This window comes from Arthrobacter sp. P1_H7 (assembly GCF_056405215.1).
This window is the reverse complement of record NZ_JBFUCO010000004.1, coordinates 283,684-299,743: the sequence shown is the minus strand read 5'-3', so window position 1 is coordinate 299,743 and position 16,060 is coordinate 283,684. Positions and strand designations below refer to the sequence as shown.

At 67.5% G+C, this 16,060-nt stretch carries 14 protein-coding genes; 7 read left to right on the top strand and 7 right to left on the bottom strand.

Features of this window, described 5'->3' with window-relative positions; all coding sequences use genetic code 11:
- Nucleotides 1-10: 10 nt before the first annotated feature.
- On the bottom strand, nucleotides 11-718 hold the full coding sequence (locus AC1DXI_RS05110; RefSeq protein ID WP_476937707.1) for a DUF6766 family protein: 708 nt from the start codon (nucleotides 716-718) through the stop codon (nucleotides 11-13).
- Complete coding sequence (locus AC1DXI_RS05105; protein WP_476937706.1) at nucleotides 715-1,215, bottom strand: DUF6328 family protein; 501 nt, start codon at nucleotides 1,213-1,215, stop codon at nucleotides 715-717. The genes AC1DXI_RS05110 and AC1DXI_RS05105 overlap by 4 nt, the downstream gene beginning before the upstream one ends.
- 221 nt (nucleotides 1,216-1,436) lie before the next feature.
- Between AC1DXI_RS05105 and AC1DXI_RS05100 the strand changes: the two genes are divergently transcribed.
- On the top strand, nucleotides 1,437-2,348 hold the full coding sequence (locus AC1DXI_RS05100; protein ID WP_476937705.1) for an SDR family oxidoreductase: 912 nt from the start codon (nucleotides 1,437-1,439) through the stop codon (nucleotides 2,346-2,348).
- Between the two features lie 59 nt (nucleotides 2,349-2,407).
- Nucleotides 2,408-2,929, top strand: coding sequence for a hypothetical protein (locus AC1DXI_RS05095; protein WP_476937704.1), 522 nt, complete (start codon nucleotides 2,408-2,410; stop codon nucleotides 2,927-2,929).
- A gap of 151 nt (nucleotides 2,930-3,080) precedes the next feature.
- Here AC1DXI_RS05095 and AC1DXI_RS05090 read toward each other — a convergent pair whose 3' ends face one another.
- Nucleotides 3,081-4,436, bottom strand: coding sequence for a uracil-xanthine permease family protein (locus tag AC1DXI_RS05090; RefSeq protein WP_476937703.1), 1,356 nt, complete (start codon nucleotides 4,434-4,436; stop codon nucleotides 3,081-3,083).
- Nucleotides 4,437-4,680: 244 nt separating this feature from the next.
- Between AC1DXI_RS05090 and AC1DXI_RS05085 the strand changes: the two genes are divergently transcribed.
- The 3 genes from AC1DXI_RS05085 (at nucleotide 4,681) to AC1DXI_RS05075 (ending at nucleotide 7,445) form a co-directional block, all read left to right on the top strand.
- Nucleotides 4,681-5,286: a malonic semialdehyde reductase gene (locus AC1DXI_RS05085; RefSeq protein ID WP_018774961.1), complete on the top strand. Its 606-nt coding sequence runs from the start codon at nucleotides 4,681-4,683 to the stop codon at nucleotides 5,284-5,286.
- A 244-nt stretch (nucleotides 5,287-5,530) separates the two neighbouring features.
- Entirely contained in the window at nucleotides 5,531-6,118 is a 588-nt protein-coding gene (locus tag AC1DXI_RS05080; RefSeq protein WP_476937702.1) for a hypothetical protein, read from the top strand.
- Between the two features lie 178 nt (nucleotides 6,119-6,296).
- The gene (locus tag AC1DXI_RS05075) at nucleotides 6,297-7,445 is read left to right on the top strand and encodes a GGDEF domain-containing protein (RefSeq protein WP_476937701.1); all 1,149 of its coding nucleotides are present in this window, start codon (nucleotides 6,297-6,299) and stop codon (nucleotides 7,443-7,445) included.
- 1 nt (nucleotide 7,446) lies between these two features.
- Here the strand turns inward: AC1DXI_RS05075 and pgm are convergent, their stop codons facing one another.
- On the bottom strand, nucleotides 7,447-9,108 hold the full coding sequence (pgm, locus tag AC1DXI_RS05070) for a phosphoglucomutase (alpha-D-glucose-1,6-bisphosphate-dependent) (RefSeq protein ID WP_476937700.1): 1,662 nt from the start codon (nucleotides 9,106-9,108) through the stop codon (nucleotides 7,447-7,449).
- Between the two features lie 149 nt (nucleotides 9,109-9,257).
- Between pgm and AC1DXI_RS05065 the strand changes: the two genes are divergently transcribed.
- On the top strand, nucleotides 9,258-9,983 hold the full coding sequence (locus AC1DXI_RS05065) for a DUF4190 domain-containing protein (RefSeq protein WP_476937699.1): 726 nt from the start codon (nucleotides 9,258-9,260) through the stop codon (nucleotides 9,981-9,983).
- 31 nt (nucleotides 9,984-10,014) lie between these two features.
- Here the strand turns inward: AC1DXI_RS05065 and AC1DXI_RS05060 are convergent, their stop codons facing one another.
- The 3 genes from AC1DXI_RS05060 to AC1DXI_RS05050 all read right to left on the bottom strand — a co-directional run bounded on the left by AC1DXI_RS05060 (nucleotide 10,015) and on the right by AC1DXI_RS05050 (nucleotide 13,686).
- The gene (locus tag AC1DXI_RS05060; protein WP_476937698.1) at nucleotides 10,015-10,869 is read right to left on the bottom strand and encodes a phosphotransferase; all 855 of its coding nucleotides are present in this window, start codon (nucleotides 10,867-10,869) and stop codon (nucleotides 10,015-10,017) included.
- Between the two features lie 4 nt (nucleotides 10,870-10,873).
- On the bottom strand, nucleotides 10,874-12,343 hold the full coding sequence (locus AC1DXI_RS05055; RefSeq protein WP_026539524.1) for a peptide MFS transporter: 1,470 nt from the start codon (nucleotides 12,341-12,343) through the stop codon (nucleotides 10,874-10,876).
- 173 nt (nucleotides 12,344-12,516) lie between these two features.
- Nucleotides 12,517-13,686 (bottom strand): alcohol dehydrogenase catalytic domain-containing protein, encoded by a 1,170-nt coding sequence (locus tag AC1DXI_RS05050; RefSeq protein WP_476937697.1) that lies wholly within the window; start codon nucleotides 13,684-13,686, stop codon nucleotides 12,517-12,519.
- A gap of 136 nt (nucleotides 13,687-13,822) precedes the next feature.
- Between AC1DXI_RS05050 and AC1DXI_RS05045 the strand changes: the two genes are divergently transcribed.
- On the top strand, nucleotides 13,823-15,988 hold the full coding sequence (locus AC1DXI_RS05045; protein ID WP_476937696.1) for a sialate O-acetylesterase: 2,166 nt from the start codon (nucleotides 13,823-13,825) through the stop codon (nucleotides 15,986-15,988).
- The last annotated feature ends 72 nt before the right edge of the window (nucleotides 15,989-16,060 follow it).

Genomic DNA, 16,060 nt, shown 5'->3' with positions numbered 1-16,060 from the left:
AGCTTGCCGTCTAGGCGCCAGTCTCGTAATGCGGTTCGGCCACGGGTTTGGACTCGGGGGAGCCCTTCTCGCGCAGGTAGACCGACGCGCCCACCAGAACCGCCACGGCGAGGAACTCGCTTTGCCAGTTCTGGAAGGACTCGAACCAGAATCGGCTCGTCGCCAGATAGCCCAGCACCGTCACGGTGGGCTGTCCGTGCGCCTCCTGGTCACTGTTGTAGTCGTCCGCGCCGCCAACCGCGTGCAGGATGAAGGACGCCAGGAACAGCAGGAGGAACATGATCGAGAGCGAGTGTTCATAGAGTTTGAGGACCCAGCCGCCGCGCCGCACGGGCCATGGCGTGGACTCCTTGAGCTTTGCCTCCCGGGGATCCTCGTCCTGCGGGGCGGTGTGGCCCATCGGCTTGGACTCCGAGGACCCCTTCTGGAACAGGAAGACGGTGAGGATGACGTACATGCCCATCTGCAGGAATTCCGACTCCCAGTTCTCGAAAGTCGCCTCCAGGAAGTTCCCGGTGCCAAGGTACTGCAGGACGGTCACGGCAGGTTCTCCGTGGGCCAGTTGCTCGTCGCTGTACGTGCTTGCCCCGCTCAGGACCATGCCGCCGAAAAACACGACGAACAGCCCGATGTTGGCCAGAAGCAGTCCATGCTCCTTGACCCATTTGCCGATGGTTCCCGTGCCTGCGGTGTGGCGCTCATGCGAAACGTTCGTCACAGCGGCTCCTCATTGCGGGCCTGTCGACGGATCCAGGCCGGGACAAGTACCAGCAGCAGCACCAGCACGGCCAGCAGCCCGACGCCCGCGATCACGCCCGCAGTCCGGCTGACGGTGACATCGAAGACGAGGGATGTGGTGCCCACGCTCAGCAGCCCCACGCCGGCCAACGAAAACTTGGCGATGATGTCCGCGCTGCTCACGAGCGTTTCCTTCAGCCCCTGTTGGAATAGCCGGCGGTGCACGCTCACGGGCAGCAGGATCGTGGCCGTGGTCAGGGCGGCCAGCACCACGTTGGCGAGGTACAGCCGGGTCTGGTAGTCATCCAACGTTTCGAAGCGGGACTGGAAAGGCAACGTCAGGAGGAAGCCGGCGAGAAGCTGGACACCAGTCTGGAGTACCCGCAGTTCCTGCAGCAGCTCCGCCCAGTTGCGGTCCATCCGCTCAGCTAGCGATTCGTTCCTGCCGTCGTCCTTCGGCGCTACTGGGCCGGTCATCGGTACTCCTCCGCAAATCTTGAAACCAAGGGAACCCGTCGCAGCATGCGGCCCCACCCTCAACCTAGGCTTGAGAGTAGCCAAAAACAAGTCGGTACTAAGCTTGCTGACGATATTGCGGTTAGGGTAGAAACTGACTACTTCGCTGGGATGGTTTCAGCGGCCCCGGCCACACGGGACCGATGAGCATCCCTGGAAACCGACACGTTGTTAGGTGGACTATGAGCGACTCACAGCAGGACCAGCCCAAGCAGCCCGACCAGCCGCGCGATCCCCGCGCCGGCTACCATTCCGGCCCGTTCCCGGAGCAGGTCCAGAAGCAGCCTGGCCTCACCTCACCGATGGAGCCCAAACCGGACCACGGTGAGGAGAGCTACCGCGGCAGCGGTGCCCTGGGCGGCAAGGCCGCCCTCATCACGGGCGGCGACTCCGGCATCGGCAAGGCGGTGGCGATCGCCTTCGCCCGCGAGGGGGCCGACGTCGCCATCTCCTACCTGCCGGAGGAAGAAGAAGACGCGCAGGACACCGCCGAGTGGATCCGAAAGGCCGGCCGCAAGGCCCTGTTGCTCCCCGGCGACGGCCGCAGCGAGGACTTCGCGGCGGACATCGTGAAGGCGACGCTGGCCGAATTCGGGCGCCTCGACGTCCTGGTGCTGAATGCGGCCTACCAGAAGAACCGCGAGAGCTTCGAATCACTGCCCACCGAAGAGTTTGATCGCGTTTTCAAAACCAATCTGTACTCCCTGCTCTGGACGGCCCGTGCCGCGGTCCCGCATCTGGAAGCGGGTGCGTCGATCATCACCACTGCATCGATCCAGGCCTTCAATCCTTCGCCGGGACTCATTGACTACGCCATGACCAAGGCCGCCCAGGTGGCTTTCACCAAGGCCCTGGCCCAGGAGCTCGGACCCAAGGGGATCAGAGTCAACGCCGTGGCCCCGGGTCCCATCTGGACCCCGCTGATTCCGGCCACCGAATGGCCTGACAAGCTCCCGTCGTTCGGACAGGACACGCCCCTGCAGCGGGCGGGGCAGCCGGCGGAGCTCGCGGCCGCCTATGTCCTGCTCGCCTCCGACCACGGTTCCTATATTTCCGGAGCCGTGCTTCCGGTCACCGGAGGCAAGGGCCTCTGAGCCCGCTCCGGACCCGTCCAGTGCCAGTTAGTCCCATTTCCAGTACCAGGAGGAATGACATGACTGAAAACCAGCAGGATCCCAAGACCGTCACCGAAGAAGCGGGTGGCTACGGTACGCCGACCGCCGAGCAGGAGATGGGCGGCGATGAGAAGAAATTTGCCCAGCCCCGCGAGGAGGAGGCCTTCGACGCCGCCGGGCTGAACCAGGACAGCCCCGACGGTGAGACGTATCCGGCCGGCGCGCCGGACTTGAGCCAGTTCGGTGCAGAAGACCAAGACAGTGCAGGAGAACCCGGGGCAGGACGCTTCGGAGGAGTGGAGGAACAAATGAGTTCAGAAAACGCCAGCGCAGCCCCCGGCTTCGACCCCGACGACGCGGAGAATTCCGAGGCAGCCGTGCCGTCCTCGGAAGCGGAGATGGACGGGGCCAACACGGAAGAGCCAGACGCCGGGCGGCCCTTCTCCTCCGAGTCCGGACAGGACGCGGCGGGGCTGCCGGACGGCTCCGGGACGGACCTGCCGGAGAGCAAGTCGCCGAAGGACCGCGACGATGACAAGAACGCCTTCGACGCCGGCTAGTCCGTCGCGCCGCAGGCCCCCGCCGTTGCGGGCGCTGCCGGCCCAAGGAGGGTCGTGACAGCGAAAAGGCCGGACTCCTGCCTGTGGGCGGAGYCCGGCCTCTTGCGTCTGCGGGATGGCCCGCCCGCGGCGCGCTTCCGGGCGGCGTTCTTTAGCGGCGCTTCTTGGGGGCGCGCTTGACTGCTGCCTTGACCGCGGCCGTCGAAGCCGCGGCCGGCCCGGGATCTTCGGTTTCCGGCTCGGCCACCGTGCCGCGCACCTTCGCGATCGCCTTCATGCCGTGGTAGATCACCAGGGCTGCGGCCGAGCCCAGCGCGATCCCGGTGAACTTGAGGTCGCCGATAGTCCAGGTGTAGTCGGCAATCCCGACGATCAGGGCGACGGCGGCCGTGGTCAGGTTGATTGAGTTGGAGAAGTTCACCTTGTTCTGGACCCAGATTTTCACGCCCAGCACGCCGATCATGCCGTACAGCATCGTGGCCGCGCCGCCCAGGACACCGGCGGGGACGGTGGCGATGAGCTCGCCAAACTTCGGCGAGAAGCTCAGGATCACTGCGAAGACGCCGGCCACCCAGTAGGCCGCCGTCGAATACACCTTGGTGGCAGCCATGACGCCGATGTTCTCGGCGTACGTGGTGGTCCCGGAGCCGCCGCCAAGACCGGCAAGCACAGTGGCGGCGCCGTCGGCCAACAGCGCCCGGCCGGAGACGCCGTCGAGGTTCTGCCCCGTCATGGCGGACACCGACTTCACGTGGCCGATGTTCTCTGCCACCAGCACCAGGACGACCGGCACGAATAGGCCCACGACACCGAGGTGGAATTCGGGCGTCTGGAAGTGCGGCAGGCCCACCCACGCGGCACTGTCCACCTTGGAGAAGTCCACCTCGCCCCGGGTCATCGCAACAAGGTAGCCCACCAGGACACCCACCAGGATGCTCAGCCGTCCCAGCATGCCGCGGAACAGCACGCTGACCACGATGATGACGGCCAGGGTGATGAAGGCGGTGACGGGGGCCTGGTCGAAGTTGGCCTTCGCCGCGGGCGCCAGGTTCAGGCCGATCAGCGCCACGATCGCGCCGGTCACGATCGGTGGCATGACCCGGTTGATCCAGCCGGCGCCGAACTTCTGCACCACGGCGCCGACGACGGCGAGGGTCGCGCCTGCCAGGACCACCCCGCCCAGTGCCCCGGGGACGCCGAACTGCTGCTGGGAAGCCATGATCGGCGCGATGAACGCGAAGCTGGAACCGAGGTAGCTGGGCACGCGTCCCTGCGTGATGACCAGGAACAGGAGCGTGCCGATGCCGGAGAAGAACAGGGTGGTGGCTGGCGGCATGCCCGTGATGATCGGGACCAGGAAGGTGGCACCGAACATGGCCACAACGTGCTGCATCCCGATCCCAACCGTCAAGGGCCAGGTGAGCCGCTCATCCGGCCTGACGACCTCACCGGGACGGACGGACTTGCCGTTGCCGTGGAGCTTCCATTTGGTGCCGAGCATGCTCATGCCGGGAGCCTTTCAGAGAATGTGGGGCGGGCGGGGAAGGAATCTTCCCGAGCAACTTTACCGCGCGGCATTTACCGGCCGTCCCGTCCGGCAGTCCCGTCCGGCCGGCGAGGTGCGTGCCGGACGGTGTGCCCGACGTCACAGGGCACAACGGGAAGCAGGCGCCGTCCGTTGAAGTTGCAACTATTGACAGCAGGAGACGCCGGCCACCCAAGAGCGCGCCGGCACAGCGAAAGGGACGCCAATGACACTCGCCCACGATGAAGCAGTAATCGAGGCAGCCGCCGTCGACGCCATCTTTGCCGAAGCCCGCACGGCGAACGCCTTCACCGGCGACGTCACCGACGAGCAGGCCCGCGCAATCTACGAACTGACGAAGTTCGGCCCCACGGCCTTCAACTCCCAGCCGCTGCGCGTTACGTACGTGCGCTCCGACGAAGCCCGCGCCACGCTCGTGGATGCACTGGCCGCCGGAAACCGCGCCAAGACGGCATCAGCGCCGCTCGTCGCGGTCCTGAGCTACGACACCGCCTGGCAGGACCAGTGGGACGCGTTCCTTCCCGGCTACAACGCCCCCAAGGCCATGTATGACGCCGCGCCGGATCTCGCCGCGGCCACGGGCAACAACAACGCCCACCTGCAGGCCGGCTACTTCATCCTCGCGGTCCGCACCCTGGGCCTCGCGGCCGGTCCCATGACGGGTGCCGACTTCGCCAAGATCGACGCCGCGTTCTTCCCCGACGGGAGCCAGAAGAGCTTCCTGGTGGTCAACATCGGCCAGCCCGGAGCCGACGCATGGGGCGAAGCCAAGCCGAAATTCGCCTACGAGGACGTCGTCCGTACCGTCTAACAACCCCCACGCCGCTGACCGGCGCTGCCCTTCCGCGGAGGCGCCTCCGGCACTGCCCTTCCGCGGAGGTGCCTCCGGCACCATGGGGGACAGGCCGGAGGCACGCGGGATGCGATTCTGCGGTTCAGCGCAAGGCCCACATCCAAGGCCACTTCCCATTTTAGTCCGCGCCGTCGCCGCCGGCACTGTGCCTTTTCAGCGCCCGCCCGGCCCCGGAGGCGCCGCGGCGTGGCACACTTTTTCCATGCGGAACCTGATCGCGGTGGCCTTCGTGGAACCGGTAGCCGAGGGACTCGAGTTTCCCCGGGATGACTGGCCACTGCACCTCACCCTGGTCAAGTTCGACGTGGTCAAGTTCGACGTGGTTGAGTCCGGCGACGTTGTGAAGTCCGACGTCGTCGAATCCGGCCAGGAAACCCGCGCGGAACCCGGACCGGGCACGCCGCCGGCCGCGGGCGATCCGCTCGCCGAGCACATTGCCGCCCTCATGGCGGGCCCGGTGGCCACTGCCCTGGGCAGTCGGATCAGCGTGGGCGGCGAAGCCGGGTTCGGGCGCGCAGGGTCAATCCCGGTCAACCTGATTGAACCCAGCGAAGAGCTGCAGGTCCTCCACAACGAGCTGGTCCGGATCGTGGAGCAGCTTCCCGGCAGGATCTCCACGCCCGCCTACACCCTGCAGGGGTACCGCCCGCACGTCTCGCACCACGGCGACAAACGGCTCCAGCGGGGGGACGCCTTCGCGCTTGACCGGATAGCGCTCGTGGACATGGCACCCGACGGCGGGCACGCCACGCGCCGGATCCTGAAGTTGTGGACCGACAGCCAGTCGTAGCGCCAGTACGGCCTCCTGGAAGGGCCTGGACGTCATATCCGGGACCGCCGCGGTGAATTATTGCGGACCGGTGCCATACTTGGGTCAACTTCGATAGTCACTCGACGGTAATTCGACGGTTGTTCGAAGACGAAGTGAGTATTTCGGGCAAATCACGGCGGACCGGGGGGACCACTAAATGATGCTTGACACCGCCACACTGCGGGTTGCCTTGGCGCTTGTCGACCTCACACTGCTCATGCTTTTCTACTTCATTACGTTCCGGCGCACCCGGTCGCCTTACAGCGGCTGGTGGTGCATGGCCCTGCTGCTGTTCCTGATCGGCAACGCCGCGTACCTGCTGGGCGGGACAGTGCACCAGGTCTGGGCCAACCCGGCCGGCAACGTTCTGCTGGTCGCCGCCGCCGCCAGCATCTGGGCCGGCGGGCGATCGCTCCGGGCCCCCTCCCTCCGGCCCTGGCAACTCGCCGCGGCCCCCGGTGCCACCGCCGTCGCTTCGATCCTTGACCACCCGGCCAACAACATCTGGGCGGGAGGCCCGGTGTACCTGGGGTTCATGGCCGTGTTGATCGGCATGGGATCCCGGGAGCTGTTGCTGCTCGAGCGCGACTACTCGCGGGTGCACCGTCCCCTCGCCGTGGGCGCCGGCATCCTGGCCGTCTTCTACGCGGGCCGCCTCGTCGCCTTTCTCATAGACGGGTCAGAAGGGCAGGTCTTTACGTCGGTCTTCGGCACGGCGCCCATGACCGTTTTCTCGATGGTCACGCTCGTCGTTGCGTCTTTTACGATGGCGGAGCTGAGCTACGAACAGCAGACGCAGGATCTCCGGGCACGGGCCACCGTGGACGGCCTGACGGGCCTGCTCAACCGTTCTGCGTTCCTGGACCTCGCCGAAAACGAATTGCGCCGTTTGCGCCGGACCGGAACTACGGCATCGCTCATCCTCGCGGACCTGGACCACTTCAAGGCCATCAACGACCAGTTCGGCCACTCGGCCGGGGACTCCGCACTGCAGGCGTTTGCCAGGGCCTGCGCCGGCACTGTCCGCTCCACCGACCTCGTGGGCCGCTACGGCGGCGAGGAATTCATCCTCCTGCTCCCTGGCGTCACGCCGGACCGGGCGCGGGAAATCGCTGCCGACATCAGCGTCCGGCTCCATCAATCCGGGTCTGCAGTCATTCCCCGGCTGCCCACCGTGAGCTACGGGATCGCGCCCACCGGCTCCGGACCTGGCGGCCTCGACGCCGCCGTGATCTCGGCCGACGCGGCCCTCTACCAGGCAAAGACGCTTGGCAGGGACCGCGCCGAGTTGGCCACCGGCGGCTGAACTACGAAATAACCCCGTCCACCAGCGCCTTCGCCTCGGCCTGGACCTGCTTGAGGTGCTCGGCACCCTTGAAGGACTCGGCGTAGATCTTGTAGACGTCCTCCGTGCCGGAGGGCCGGGCCGCGAACCAGGCGTTTTCGGTGACTACCTTGAGGCCGCCAATCGCGGCGCCGTTGCCCGGCGCTTCGGTCAGTTTGGCCGTGATCGTTTCGCCGGCCAGTTCGGTCGCGGTGACGTCCGACGGCGAGAGCTTGCCCAGCGCCGCTTTCTGCTCCCGGGTGGCGGCCGCGTCGATCCGGGCGTAGACGGGGTCGCCGAACTGGTCGGTGAGGCCCTTGTACAGCTGCGACGGTGACTTGCCCGTTACCGCCGTGATCTCCGAGGCCAGCAGGGCCAGCAGGATGCCGTCCTTGTCGGTGGTCCAGACGCTCCCGTCCATCTTGTTAAAGGAGGCACCGGCGGATTCCTCGCCGCCGAAGGCGCCCTCTCCGGACAGTAGCCCGGGAACGAACCACTTGAAGCCCACGGGCACTTCGACAAGCTTGCGGCCCAGGCTCTCGGCCACGCGGTCGATGATAGAGGAGGAAACCAGGGTCTTGCCGATCACGGACTGCGGGTTCCAGCCGGTCCGGTGCCGGTACAGGTAATCGATGGCGACCGCGAGGTAGTGGTTCGGGTTCATCAGCCCGCCGTCCGGGGTGACGATCCCGTGGCGGTCGGCGTCGGCGTCGTTGCCGGTGGCGACGTCGAAGGCTGCGGACCCGTCCGCACCAACAGACATGCGGTTGATCAGGGACGCCATCGCCGACGGCGAGGAGCAGTCCATCCGGATCTTCTCGTCCCAGTCAAGCGTCATGAAGGCCCACTGGGGGTCGACGGTGGGGTTAACCACGGTGAGGTTCAGGTGGTGGCGCTCACCGATCTCGCCCCAGTAGTCCACCGACGCTCCGCCCATCGGGTCGGCGCCGATCCGGACGCCCGCCTCGCGGATCGCATTGAGATCCAGTACCGACGGGAGGTCGTCCACGTAGCTGCTCAGGAAATCGAACTTGCCGGTGGTCCCGGCGGCGAGGGCCTCGGCCACCGGGATCCGCTTGACGCCGCGCAGGCCGTTTTCCAGCAGCTCGTTGGCGCGGTTGGCGATCCACCCGGTGGCGTCGGTGTCCGCGGGGCCGCCGTGCGGGGGGTTGTACTTGAACCCGCCGTCGCCCGGAGGGTTGTGGCTCGGGGTCACCACGATGCCGTCGGCCTGCGGCGCGCCCGGGGCGGCATTCCGGTTGTGCGTCAGGATGGCGTGGCTCAGGGCGGGGGTGGGGGTGTAGCCGTGGCGGGCGTCGATGAGGACATGCACGCCGTTGGCGGCCAGCACCTCAAGGGCAGAGTTTTGTGCGGGCTCGCTCAGGCCATGGGTGTCCTTGGCCACGTAGAGGGGGCCGGTGATGCCCTGGCCCGCCCGGTATTCCACGATCGCCTGCGTGATAGCCAGGATGTGGGGTTCGTTGAAGGACGCCTTCAGGCTCGATCCCCGGTGCCCGGAGGTGCCGAAGGCCACCCGCTGGCCCGGGTCCGAGAGGTCCGGCGAAAGGTCGTAGTACGCATCCAGAAGCGCAGTGAGGTCAACAAGGTCTTGGGGTTGGGCAACTGTGCCCGCGCGGCTAGCCATGGCACCAGCATGCCAGACGCGGACGGGGTGCAACACGGTTTCGCGCCAAACCCCGTTCCTGTGACGAAAGAAAACCCGCCGATAGGCCCGGTCCCAAGCCAACCGTGCGGCGGTACGCTGGATCCACAGACTTCTTGAGGGGACAAGCCATGACTGAACAGCCAAAACAAGGCAAAGACGAGACCCCGGAGGACTACCAGCCGACCCTGCGCCTCCCGGACCACCAACCCGACGTTCCGCCGGGGCAGGCGCCACCCGCCGGCCAGGACCAGGGACCGTCGGCCACGCAGCAGTTCGCGCAACCCGAATCACCGCAGCAGCCTTACACAGGCCAGCAGCCGGACGTCGGCCAACAACCCTACGCCGGCCAGCAGCCCGACACGGGTCAGCAGCCGGACGTCGGCCAGCAACCCTACGCCGGCCAGCAGCCCGACACGGGTCAGCAGCCCCATGTCGGCCAGCAGCCCTACGCCGGCCAGGCGGCCCCTGACCGCGGCCAGTACTCAAGCCCGTACCCTCCGATCTACGGCCAGCCGGCCGCGCCGTATGGCCAACCGTCGCCGTACGCCCAGCCGGGCAGTCCCAACGCCTACGGCCAGCCCGCGTACTACGGCGCGCCGCCGGCGCCCAAGAGTCTGAGCATCGCCAGCATGTGCTGCGGCATCGCCGCGCTGGTGGGCTTCGGATTCTTCCTGCTCCCGCAGCTGGCCGCCGTGATCCTGGGGCACATGGCCCTGCGGCGCGAACCGGCCGGCCGGGGCATGGCGATCGCCGGCCTGGTGATGGGTTACGTGGGCATCGCCGTGACCATCCTGGTCCTGGTGATTTTCGGGCTGGTCATCGGCACCGCGCGCAACAGCGGCTACGGCGCCTAGTCCTGCCCTGCGGCACCGGAGCCGCGCAGGCTCAGCGCGTCAGCGCAGCCACCAGCGGTTTCGCGTTGGCCTCAAGCCAGGCGCGACGGCGGTTGATTTGGCCGCCCACGCCGTCCTGCCACATCCGCGCCCAGCCGCCGCCCGGGGCCGCGGCGCTGTGCCGCATCCGTTCGTAGCTGAGGGCCGCGGCGTCGATCCCGGCGCCGGGCAGCCGGCGTCGTTCATCCTCGCTCCAGCCGTAGGCGTCGGCGAAGACGCGCAGCCGGTGGAACGGGTCCTGGTCTTCCCAGCCCGGCCACGCATCTGACGGGTCGCGGAGCGGCACCCAGTGCATGGCAGTGTTGAGCGAATCGTGCAGTGCCGTGGCGGGTCCGGCGAGGTCGAAATCCACCAGTCCGGCGGCCAGGCCGTCCCGGACCACCACGTTCTGGGGTGTCACGTCCAGATGGCAGATGAGCCCGGCGGCGTCGGTGGGGTTCGGCCGGACCGGCCGGGTCGGGAACGCGTGGGCCTGCGGCACGAAGCCGGCGGACGCGGTGTGCAGGCGCCGGACCAGGCGGGCCACCGAGGCCAGCAGGTCCCCGGACTGCACCCAGGCTTCCGGCGGCGACCCGGCGCAGTTTCCCGGCACGAAGGTCAGGACATCCCGGCCCTGCGGGTCGCGGCCGAGGAAGCGGGGGGATCCCTCAAACCCGGCGTCGTCCAGCCAGTCGAGGTACTCGGCGACGGCGAGGGATTGCGGCTGGTGCGGGCGGCGGATGGTTCCGCCAACCCGCACCACGCCGTCGGTGACATCGCCTGCCGGCATGAGTTCGACGTCGGACGCCTCGCCGGGGGCGGGGGTGTACACGCGCGAAGCAACCGGAACGCGGTGTGCGGGGCTCATCGGGTCAGCGTACGCCGCCCATGAGCTTCTTGATCGCCGGTGAGGCCACTGCCAGGCCCACAGCCAGCAGGATGGCGGTGCCGCCCACGCCGATGAAGTACGGCAGCTCGTCCTCCGGGTTGTACAGGCCTGACAGGATGCCGGCCAGTGTGGTTCCCAGGGACACGGACAGGAAGAACAGCGCCACCATCTGGGTGTGGAAGGCCTTCGGCGCCAGCTTGGTGGTGACGGAGAGCCCGATGGGGGACAGGAACAGTTCCGCCAGGGTGAACAGCAGCAGGATTCCGGCCAATGCCAGCAGCGGGGTCTTCCCGTCGCCAGAGAGCGGAATGAACGCCAGGAAGGCCAGGCCCATCACGAACAGGCCGATGGAGAATTTCAGCGCCGAACCCGGCTGCTTGCGGCCGAGCCGGGTCCAGAGGGCCGCCATGATGCCGGCGAAGATGATGATGAACACCGGGTTGATGGACTGGACCCAGGCGGCCGGCATTTCCCAACCGAACAGGTTCCGGTCCAGCTTCTCCTCCGAGTACACGGCGATGAAGGTAAACTGCTGCTGGAACAGGGCCCAGAACGCGGCGGAGGCGATGTAGAGCGGGATGAACGCTGCGACGCGTCCGCGTTCGGTGGCGGTGACCTTCTTGCTGCTGAAGATCAGGGTGAAGTAGAGAACGGAAGCGCCGATTGCGGCGTAGGCCATGGAGGTGGCCAGGTTCTCGGCGTTGACGGTGCCGGTCAGAAGCAGCACCGCGATGACCGCGGCGATCCCGGCGAAGATCAGGCCGTACTTCTTACGCTGCCCATCCGGGAGGGGGTGCGCCACCCGGTGGCTCTGGGCGGGGAGCTTGCTGCGACCCCGGGCGTACACAACCAGGCCGACGGCCATGCCGACGGCGGCAGCGCCGAAGCCCCAGTGGAAGCCCTGGCTTTCCTGCAGCCAGCCGGTGACGAGGGGGCCGATCAGTGCGCCGGCGTTGATGCCCATGTAGAAGATGGAGAACCCGGCGTCGCGGCGTTCGTCCTTCTCCCCGTACAAGGTGCCGACGAGTGCGGTCGCGTTGGCCTTCAGCCCGCCGGAACCGACGCCGACCAGCACCAGGCCGGCGATGAGCCCGGACGTGCCCGGCACGAGGGCCAGGGCGATGTGGCCACCCATGATCATGATGGCCGAGCCGAACAGCACGCGCTCGGAACCGAACAGCCGGTCCGCGAGCCACGCACCCAGGATGGTGGAGAGGTACACGCCGCCGCCGTAGGCGCCGACGAGACCGGCCGCCAGGCCCTGGTCAATTCCGAGGCCGCCCTTTTCGGCGGAGAAGTACATGTAGTAGAGCAGGATTCCCTGCATGCCGTAGAAGGAGAAGCGCTCCCACATTTCTACGGAGAAGAGGCTGGCCAGCATCTTTGGGTGGCCAAAAAACGAGGTATCGGCCGGCGTTGTAGCGGGTCGAGTGTCTAAATGAGTTGTGCTCATTTACTTAATGCTGACATTGTGAAGCGCGATTGTCACATTCGCGGCAGGCCCGGGGCAAGTATCCCGGACGGCGTTTCGCCCGATTTTCCCGGATCCCGGCGCCCTGCCCGGCCCGCCGAAAGCCGCTGCGCAGCTGGTTCGGCGGCTGGTTCGGCGGGCCTGTCAACAGGCCGTCAGGAGGTCGTGGCGGCTGCCTCGCCGGCGTGCCCGCCGGCCGCTTCCCCGGTGTCCTCGCCGGCGTCGAACATGATGACCTGCCGGATGGCGTGGCCGTCTGCCAGCTGGTCCATGGCCTGGTTGATGTCCGCCAGGGCGATGCGGTCCGAGATCAGCTCCTCGACGGGCAGTTTCCCGTCCCGCCAAAGCTGGGCGTATTTCGGGATATCCCGCGACGGGACGGCGGAACCAAGGTAGCTGCCCACGATCGTCCGGGCTTCGGCGGTGATGGTCAGCGGCGCCAGCTGGGCGCGGGCATCGGGGGAGGGCAGCCCGGCCGTGACGGTGGTGCCGCCGGGGGAGGTGGCGGCGAACGCGGTTTCGAACGCGCGCGGATTTCCCGCGCACTCGATCACGAACCTGGCTTTGACCCCGGCGTCGAGGACCTGCTGCGGGGTGTACGTTTCGTGGGCGCCGAGGCGGCGGGCGTGATCGAGTTTCTGCTCCAGCGTGTCCACAGCGACAATCCGCGAGATTCCTTGCGAGATGGCGGTGATGAGCGCCGCCATGCCCACCCCTCCGAGCCCGACGATCATGATGCTGTCCTGCGGGCGGGGCCGGGCCGCGTTGAGCACGGCGCCGCCGCCGGTCAGTACGGCGCAGCCCAGCACTGCCGCAATGTCCGCGGGGATGTCGTCGTCCACCGGCACGGCGGAAGCGCGGTCCACGACGGCGTGGGTGGCGAAGCCGGAGACGCCCAGGTGGTGGTGGACGGGCTTGCCGTCGCGGCTCAGGAGCCTGGAGCCGTGCAGCAGGGTCCCGTCGTTGTTGCTCCTGGAGCCTGCCGTGCAGGGCAGCCGGCCGTCCTCGGCGCAGTTCGCGCAGTTCTCGCAGCGGGGCAGGAAGGACATGACCACGCGCTGGCCGGGCTGCAGGTCCGTGACGCCGGAACCGACCGTCACGACGCGGCCCGCGGCCTCGTGGCCCAGCAGCATGGGTACCGGCCGGACCCGGTTGCCGTCGACAACGCTGAGGTCCGAGTGGCAGATCCCGGCGGCCTCCATTCGGACGAGGATCTCGGTGGGCCCGGGAGCCGCCAGTTCCAGCTCGGAGATGCTGATCGGCTTGGATTCCGCGAAGGGCCGCGGGCGGCCGATTTCCTCAAGTACTGCACCGGTGATCTTCATCGATCCTCTTTCGCGGCCTGGTCGGGTTTGAGTGAACGATAGCCGCCTGCCGCCGCCAGCGTCCATTTGGGGGCCGACGGCGGCCACCCCGTCGGGGGCAAGGAATTCCCAAGATGATCCGGCAAGACTGGTGACCATGGCTGGCCCGGGCAAACTTCGTCTCCCGAACTCGGCATCGCCGCCAGCGACGGCAATGCCTTCCTCATCGGCGACCTTTTTTGGCCGGCGGCCCGCACCGGCAGCCTCTATTGGCCGGCGGCGCAGGTGGCCTCGGGCCTCGGCCGCGGCAGGCGCGCCAGGGAAGCAGTCCCAGAGCCGGCGGTTCCACAGGTTCCTGGTCGGCCTGGCGGTTTGTGCCCTGATGGTCGCAGGCGTTGTGCCTGCGCATGCTGCAACGACCATCCAGACCCTTCACGTGTTTCTCGCTGTCGGGCAGTCGAACATGTCCGGGCGGGGACTTCCCATGGGTGGCACGGCAGACGCCGCGGACCCGCGCATATTTCAGTACGGAGCGAAGACCCGCACATTCCGGCCTGCCACGGTACCGCTGGACATGCACGACACCCCCAGCGGTCTTTCGCCCGCGACAACGATGGCCCGGGAGTACTTGAAAACCCAGCCCGCCGACGTCGGAGTCCTCATCATCCCCGCCGCCCACGGCGACACCTCGTTCACAAGTGCGAGCGGGAAACTGACGTGGTCCGTTGGCGCCGCATCCGCTCCGGGCTATGACCTGCCCGCGCTGGCGGTCAAGCAGACGTTGAGCGGCATTGCGGCGGCGAAGGCGGCCGGGTACGCCGTAGACCTCAAAGGGATCCTGTGGCACCAGGGCGAGAGTAACTCCGCCATGACCACCGCCATGTACAGTGCGAGCCTGGACCAACTCATTGCCTTCTTCCGCAGCCGGCTGTCCGCGCCGACGCTGCCCTTTGTCGTCGGACGCATGACGCCGGAAAGCATTGCCGGCATACCGGGCCGGGCCAATGTGGACAAAAGCCACTACCAAACCCCAGACCGCGTGGCATATACAGGATTCGCGCCCTCGATGGCCTGCGCCTTGAACCCGGGGGACACCACCCACTTCTCGCGGACGGGGGTCGAATACCTGGGCCGGGCATTCCTTGCCGCATATCGGCAAGCGATCGCGAACACCCAGGCGTCGCCCATCGCCACCCCGGCCCTCAGCGTGCCCAACTGCGCGGGCCGGGCCATTGCCATGGACCCAACACGATTCCTGGACACCAGGATTTGGCCGGGCCGGGTGGCCGCGGGCAATTCGGTGACTTTCCGCGTCGCCGGTGTCCGCGGCGTACCAGCGAATGCATCCGCGGTCGCCGTGAACCTGACGGTGACCTCGGCGACGTCGTCCGGCGCCATCACCGCCTATGCCTCCGGGACAGCCAAACCAGGCATCTCAAACCTGAACTATGTTGCGGGGCAGACCGTTTCCCACCTCGCCATGGTCCCGGTTGGCACGGACGGGCGGCTGACCCTGACGAACACCTCGTCCGGGTCCGTGCATCTGATCGCCGACGTGTCGGCGTACTTCCACGCCGGCACACCGACAGCGCCGGGCGTTTTCAGTGCCGTCAGGCCCACCCGGCTGCTGGACACGCGCTCCTCCTCCGGGGCCGTTGCCGGCGGGCGGGCGGTGTCCTTCGCAGCCGGCGGCACGACGGGTATCCCGGCCAACGCGTCGGCGGTGGTCCTGAAAATCACGGCATCCGGGACAAAGTCGCTGGGCTACCTGACCGCCTACGCCGCGGGGTCCCCGATGCCGAGCACGTCCAATTTGAACTACTCCGCGGGACAGACGGTGTCCAACGTTGTTGTGGTTCCCGTCGGGACCGACGGGAAAGTGACGGTGGCGAACACGTCGTCCGGATCGGCGCAGATCATCGCTGACGTCACCGGATACTTCCTGCCCGGCAAACCTACCCAGGTTGGCGCCCTGGGAGCCTTGGGCCCCACACGGTTCCTGGACACGCGGGTCACCTCCGGCCCCGTCGCGGCGGGCGGCTCAGTCACTATCCACGTGCGCGGCGTCAAGGGGATTCCCACCACCGTGGCCGCCGTAGTACTCAACCTGACCGTCACCGAGTCAAAATCCATCGGGTACCTCACTGCGTTCGCCTCGGGCTCGTCCATGCCGAACGCCTCGAACCTCTCCTACCAGCGTGGTCAGGCGGTTGCTAACCTCGCAGTGGTCCCGGTGGGGCCGGACGGCAACGTCAAGATCACGAACACGTCGTCCGGATCGGCGCAGATCATCGCCGACGTCGCCGGCTACTTCCGCGGGTAGGGCTGCGGTCCGTCGAGGGCGGGGTGGCTGGTTTTCTGTGCCCCACCGGAGGACATGCCCATTTTTGGCGCC

Bases quoted from the DNA above. Each gene is read 5' to 3' on its own strand.
- pgm (WP_476937700.1), bottom strand. From the start codon at position 9,108: ATGGCTAGCCGCGCGGGCACAGTTGCCCAACCCCAAGACCTTGTTGAC.
- AC1DXI_RS05045 (WP_476937696.1), top strand. From the start codon at position 13,823: ATGGCTGGCCCGGGCAAACTTCGTCTCCCGAACTCGGCATCGCCGCCA.
- AC1DXI_RS05055 (WP_026539524.1), bottom strand. From the start codon at position 12,343: ATGAGCACAACTCATTTAGACACTCGACCCGCTACAACGCCGGCCGAT.
- AC1DXI_RS05075 (WP_476937701.1), top strand. From the start codon at position 6,297: ATGATGCTTGACACCGCCACACTGCGGGTTGCCTTGGCGCTTGTCGAC.
- AC1DXI_RS05090 (WP_476937703.1), bottom strand. From the start codon at position 4,436: ATGAGCATGCTCGGCACCAAATGGAAGCTCCACGGCAACGGCAAGTCC.
- AC1DXI_RS05100 (WP_476937705.1), top strand. From the start codon at position 1,437: ATGAGCGACTCACAGCAGGACCAGCCCAAGCAGCCCGACCAGCCGCGC.
- AC1DXI_RS05085 (WP_018774961.1), top strand. From the start codon at position 4,681: ATGACACTCGCCCACGATGAAGCAGTAATCGAGGCAGCCGCCGTCGAC.
- AC1DXI_RS05095 (WP_476937704.1), top strand. From the start codon at position 2,408: ATGACTGAAAACCAGCAGGATCCCAAGACCGTCACCGAAGAAGCGGGT.
- AC1DXI_RS05080 (WP_476937702.1), top strand. From the start codon at position 5,531: ATGCGGAACCTGATCGCGGTGGCCTTCGTGGAACCGGTAGCCGAGGGA.
- AC1DXI_RS05105 (WP_476937706.1), bottom strand. From the start codon at position 1,215: ATGACCGGCCCAGTAGCGCCGAAGGACGACGGCAGGAACGAATCGCTA.
- AC1DXI_RS05050 (WP_476937697.1), bottom strand. From the start codon at position 13,686: ATGAAGATCACCGGTGCAGTACTTGAGGAAATCGGCCGCCCGCGGCCC.
- AC1DXI_RS05060 (WP_476937698.1), bottom strand. From the start codon at position 10,869: ATGAGCCCCGCACACCGCGTTCCGGTTGCTTCGCGCGTGTACACCCCC.
- AC1DXI_RS05065 (WP_476937699.1), top strand. From the start codon at position 9,258: ATGACTGAACAGCCAAAACAAGGCAAAGACGAGACCCCGGAGGACTAC.